Source organism: Algoriphagus namhaensis (genome assembly GCF_042649705.1).
Taxonomy (GTDB): domain Bacteria; phylum Bacteroidota; class Bacteroidia; order Cytophagales; family Cyclobacteriaceae; genus Algoriphagus; species Algoriphagus namhaensis.
The window spans coordinates 1-6,080 of the sequence record NZ_JBHRZS010000005.1; the positions used below are offsets into that span (position 1 = coordinate 1).

Genomic DNA, 6,080 nt, shown 5'->3' on the forward strand with positions numbered 1-6,080 from the left:
AACCTCCCACCCAAATCCGCTCATAAAACAGGAACATCGCATTGATATCATAATTCGTCGGAGCTCCTTTCACTTCCTTGATCAAGAAGCTCGGCTTGAACTTCACCGTCTCTCCCAAGTCCAGCAGATAACCCGCCGTCAGGTAGTAATGGAAGTCGTGATACGCCAAAGCCACATCTTCTTTCTCCAAGGATTTCTTGCCGATCATGTTGTACACACTGAAACCCGCATAAAACTTGTCGTTATGGAAAAATAAGCCCGTATTCAGATTCGGCGTGAACAAATTGATCGTCCCTACCGGAATCTCACTGTCCGGAAAATCATTCGGATCCAACAAGTTGCCGTCGATCGCATACTCACTCACCCCTGCACTCACTCCCAATCCTAACCAGCTCTTCTTGCCCGTCTGGATTCGATACGCATAGGTCAGCAAGCCGCCTGTCGTACGAGCAGGTCCCAAATTGTCGCTCATCAGCGAAAATCCAAAACCCATCGTACCCTCATTGGCACTCAGATCCGCCGTCACCGTGAAGGTCTCCGGTGCCCCCGGAAAATNGTCTTGTTTACGCTGGTCATCATGACCAGCATAAACAATATCCCTGTGATTTTAAAAATTGATCTCATAACGCTTTTAGTTATTTCCTTTGATTACCTGAATCCATCCTTTGAACTCGTGGAGTTTGCCTTGAGAATCTACAGCTTTTAAGATATAGAAATAAGTACCTGCCACTTGTCCTGGAGCATTCCAGTCATTCTTATAATCCTCTTGTTCTAGAACATGATCTCCAAATCTATTGATGATCACAATCTCATTACTTGCGAACTTACCTAGTCCTTGAATTTCGAAGGTATCATTATCTCCATCATTGTTCGGAGTGATTACATTCGGAATGTGGAATGGTAATATGTTATTTACGTCATCTGCCTGGTTGTTCGACTCATCAGTGTCATCCTCGTCAGAACCAATTACAACAGTGTTAGTGATGAGGCCGGCTTCACCTGCTTTTACTTTGACTCTTATAGTAATACTAGCATTAGGAGCAAGAGCCGGGATAGTCCATGTAATGGCGCTTCCTGAAACTTGATCATTTACAACAGCATTGGTGCTATTTTCTGTAACTGTATTACTAATGTATGTGACTCCAGTAGGTAGGTTATCCGTTACGACTACATTCGTTGCAGGAGTATCACCATTTGTGATGACTATCTCATACTCAAATTCATCGCCTTCAAAGATTTCCGCTTCAAACGAAGTCTTAGTCACCCCTAGGTCAACCTGGTCATTCAACAATCGGAACACTACTATCGCGTCATCTTGATTGTCAGGGAAGGCTGTCTCACGTAAAGTATACCTCAAGGTGTACTCTCTCGCTTCATTTACACCTGGGATCAAACTTAGATCACCATTTTCATCGATCAACAAACCTATGACACCATCAAGATCTGTGAATTCGAAGTCAACCAAGTCAGGATCCGGATCGGTCACTCCATCAAGAATATCATTCTCTAGGATGTTGCCCAGTAATCCTCCGAAGCTGATGAAGCGTGTTCCGAAGTCATCATCATTAGCGATAATTTGTACCTCAGCTTGCACACATACTTTACCAAAGTCCATGTCAAAATGTACTCGATTTTCGGAAGAGACTGTTCTTGAAACCGTTTCGCTTGTAGTGAATCCACATCGCTCTTCGAATCGCGAGCCATTTATGTCAGTCATTCTTCCTCCATTATTAGGAAGGTTTTTGACTAATCCAGTAGCCTCCATTCTCGATGCGCTTCCGGTCAATACAGGATCTGTAGTGATTACAGCTGTGTATTCTCCGTATAGGGCTCCACCTTGATCATCAAACATATCATCCTCGGTGGCTCCGACTCTTACTCTCCAGTATCCAAGAACCCCGACAATAACATTTTCTTCGAAGCCCAATGGGCCACTCACCTGAATGTTTCCTGGTTGTCCTGGTGTAGCGTTACCTGCAAGTCCAGCTTTGTTCAATTCGCCCTCGTTTTCTGGACCGTCATATCTACCATCACCGTTCAAGTCAAACCACTCCCACTCGCTGATGGAAATAGGTCCTGCTGTTAGATCATTCAAGGTTACCTGACCATCGTTATTAGCATCGAACCACTCATTCTGGACACCATCCTGATTCAAGTCATACCAAACGAAGTCACCAAGGACTATTCCATCAAATGGAGCATACTGGAAGTCTTCCACAACTGGTGCGCAGACCTCAACACCTCTGAAGGCAAGAGAGCTCTTCTGGAAGTTGAATAGACCCTGAGCATTCAGGTTTGCATCCTGTACTTGAATTAGATAGTTACCAGGTACGACGTCCTTGAATACATATCGTCCATCAGCATCTGTAATCACAATTAGTGTCTCGCCTGAAGTATTTCCTTGCGGTACCAATGTGATTGGCACATTTGGCAATGGTTGATCGGTCAAAGGATTGAATATAATACCTGTTACAAGAGTATCATCTATACACTCAATGGTAACTATTTCATCGTCCTCAGCCATGATATCTTCCTCTTCTCCTCTAGGGTCTTCGGCAGTCACTGTCGCTACATTTACTATTGGCTCTTGAGCTGCAATATCTGCAATTGTTACAGTGTAGCTTGTTTCAAACTCTACGGAAGCTCCTGGAACTAATTCATCAATGATTTCTTCTAAACCAGTCAATGGATCAGTTACTACTATATTGGTAAGAGTCAGGTTTCCGTCATTTGTAACAACGATAGTATAGGTGATGACCTCTCCTTCTTCTCCAACAACCTCTACATCTGCCGTCTTATTAATTGACAAACTTGGTAGTTGCGTTATTGGAGTAGTAACCTCATCTGTATCAGTTGGGTCATCATCACCAGCACTTGGGCTTTCGCCTGTAGCTGTTGCCTCGTTAGTCACACTTCCTTTATCCACATCTTCCTGATTAACAGGGTACGTAGTATCTACAGACTTGCTTTCACCAGGCTTCAATGTACCCACGTTAATCACCAATCCAGTCTGAGAATCGACAATGGTCACATTTTCCAAGGTCACATTACCTGTGTTGGTTACTGTGATGGTATAGTTTATCTCTTCTCCCTCTTCGGTGATTTCTGCGTCATTGTCAGTAATAACTATTTCAATGTCAGCAGACTGCTCTGCCTCTACTCTTGCGTCATCTTGATCACTTACTTGAGTTTCTCCAGAGAATCCTGTCGCAGTTGCCACGTTGAGGATTTCACCAGAATCGATATCCTCTTGAGTTACCGTGTAGGTTGTCTCAAGAATAGCTACCTGACCTGGAACAAGCTGTCCAAATAGGTTATCATAACCAGTCAATGGATCAGTCACTTGGACACTGTTCAGGGTAGTATTACCGTCATTAGTCACAGTCAAAGTATATGTAATTACTTGACCAGCAAGATTTACCTCAGCAACATCAGCTACCTTATCTATAGAGATGGAAGGACTTTGAATTGCTTCCACAATAGCATCATCCTGATCAGACACCTCATTTTGATTAAATGTACCTGTAGCTTTGGCCACATTGATAATTGAACCATTATCAATATCAGATTGGGTTGTAACATATTCAGATTCAATCACCTGTACTGCATTTGGCAACATCAATCCAATATTTTGATTCAATCCAGTCAATGGATCCTCAACAACCACATTGAATAGCGGAGCAGTACCTTTATTGGTAACCGTCAAGGTATAGTTTATTACTTCACCCGCTGCTGAGACTTCTTGCTTATCTGCTACTTTGACAATCTCAATCTCTGGAGTAAGGATCAGGTTCACTACAGCTTCACTTCGTGCGCGAACTGGAGTTCCTGACAAGGCGTCAATTGCTTCCACATTTGCGATATTCAAGATTGGCGCACCGCTCAAGATATCCTCGATTGTTACAGTGTAAGTCGTTGTAAATGTCTTAGTCTCACCTACTGCCAAGGTAATGTCTGGAAGAGAAAGGCCAGTCTTAGGATCTACAAGATTACCACTAGATAAAGTGACATTACCAGTATTTGTAACAGCCAAGGTATAGTTAAGAACGATACCTGCTCTGCTTACTGACTCTAGATCAACCTGCTTATCTAGCGAGATTGAAGGGTCTCTGTTCACTGTTACTACCTCATTATCAGAATCAGATACTTGCTGATTTGCAGCAGATCCCGTTGCAGTGGCCACATTAAGAACATCACCATTATCCATGTCTGTTTGAGTCACGGTATAGCTGGTCTCTAGTGATACTACTTGTCCTGGTACCAATTGACCTAATAGATTATCATATTCGGTCAATGGATCTGTTACTCGGACACTATTCAAAATCAAATTACCAGTATTGGTCACAGTTAAGGTATAAGTAACTACCTCACCCGCGGCATCAACACTTGACACATTGGCCTCTTTAACAATATCAATTGATGGAATTTGGCAAAGTTCAACCAGTGTTTCATTATCTGTATCTACAGTATCACCAGACAAGTCTTCCACCTCAGTCTCACCAATCAATCCAGACGCAACAGCCTGATTACTGATAAGACCATTACCTGTATCAACCAAAGTGATTTCATAAGTAGCCGTATAAGTAGCTGACTCGCCTGGCAACAAGGTGCCTTCGTCACTTCCTAGACTGCTGCTCACAAAGTTTATTGCACTTAACACACCAGACCCTGAGAAGCTGAACTCCTCAACAGAGACTGAAGTTAAGGTCACATTTCCTGTGTTAGTTGCTGTAAAGGTATAGGTGATCAAATCTCCTGTATCAATACAATCATCTCCACTTTCTACCTCAGCAGTCTTCACTAGAGCAATGCTCGGAGTTTGAGTGAAGCACGCTTCTGCTGTTGAAGAATCACGTAGCAACACAATGTATTCTTCATTTTGTGAAGTGACATCACTTGGAGACTGGTCTTCGCTAAAGTACTCTCTCACTTCTACGATTGCAGTGTTTTCATAACACTTACCATCGATCAACTCTTGAGTAATAGTCACATTAACAATTTCTGTCCATTCTTCTCCAGGAGCCAACTCATCAATCATCCAGTTGTCACCAGTTTCTTGATCTTCTACATAGAGATCAAACAAGGTTACATTACCTGTATTTGTTACTGCTATTTCGAAGGAAACTGTTCCAAGTAGTTGGTCATCATTTGAAATAACCGACTTAGTTATTTGAACCCCCTGTTCCTGGCAAATTGGGATGGTCAACGAATCCGTATCCGTCACCTTGTCTTCACTAGAATCATCAGCACTCACCTCAACATTATTTTGGATCAACCCATTTTCTATATCATTCTGGGTTACTGTATAAGTTGCTGAATAAGTCCATGTTTCAGTCAAATCTAAGATGCTGTTATTATTTGCATCTCCACCATCAAAGGCGATATCAGATAGACCTGGAAGATTGTCAATTACCTCGATGTTGCTTAAAGGAACATTACCTTCATTAGTTACTGTAAACGTATAGGTTATTACTGTTTCGTCAGCAACTGCTTCAAGACAATTTTCTTCTTCTCCATTCCTAAAGTCTGAGGTTTTGATCACTTTGATTTCACCTCGCTGACAAAGTTCATACGTAGTGTTATCATCAGTATCAATAGAAGTACCCGAAAGGTCTTCAACTCTTACTTGTCCGTTAAATCCTTCTGCTAAAGCTTGGTTCGTAATTACTCCAACCTCTACATCATCAGTTGTAATAATATAAGTCGCAGTATATGTCGCGCTCTCACCTGGCTTCAACGTCCCTTCTGCACTATTCATGCTACTAGACTGGAACGTGATCACTCCAAAGGTTCCTGTTCCGCTGAAGCTATCTTCATTGATTGCTACAGAAGTCAAGGTTACATTACCCTGATTTGTCACTACAAAAGTGTAGGTCAACTCGTCTTGAGCCTCAACACAATCGTCTTCTAAATTACTTGGCTCTACGGATTTCACCAGAGCTAATGCCAAATCCTGCGTGATCGTTGTCGTCGCATCATCACTCGCCTCATCTGTCTCATTGGTATCCACAGTCGCTGTGTTCACCAAGGCAGTACCCGCATTGATGTCCGCCTGAGTCGCTGCATAGCTCGCACTATAC

The 6,080-nt window shown here is 42.6% G+C and carries 1 protein-coding gene and 1 pseudogene; both read right to left on the minus strand.

Annotated elements, in window-relative coordinates; genetic code table 11:
* A pseudogene (locus ACFOSV_RS03645) lies at positions 1-553 on the minus strand (PorP/SprF family type IX secretion system membrane protein); the annotation flags it as partial.
* A 78-nt stretch (positions 554-631) separates the two neighbouring features.
* Positions 632-6,080 (minus strand): DUF7507 domain-containing protein (locus ACFOSV_RS03650; RefSeq protein ID WP_377903510.1); only part of this gene is annotated, 5,449 nt, incomplete at its 5' end.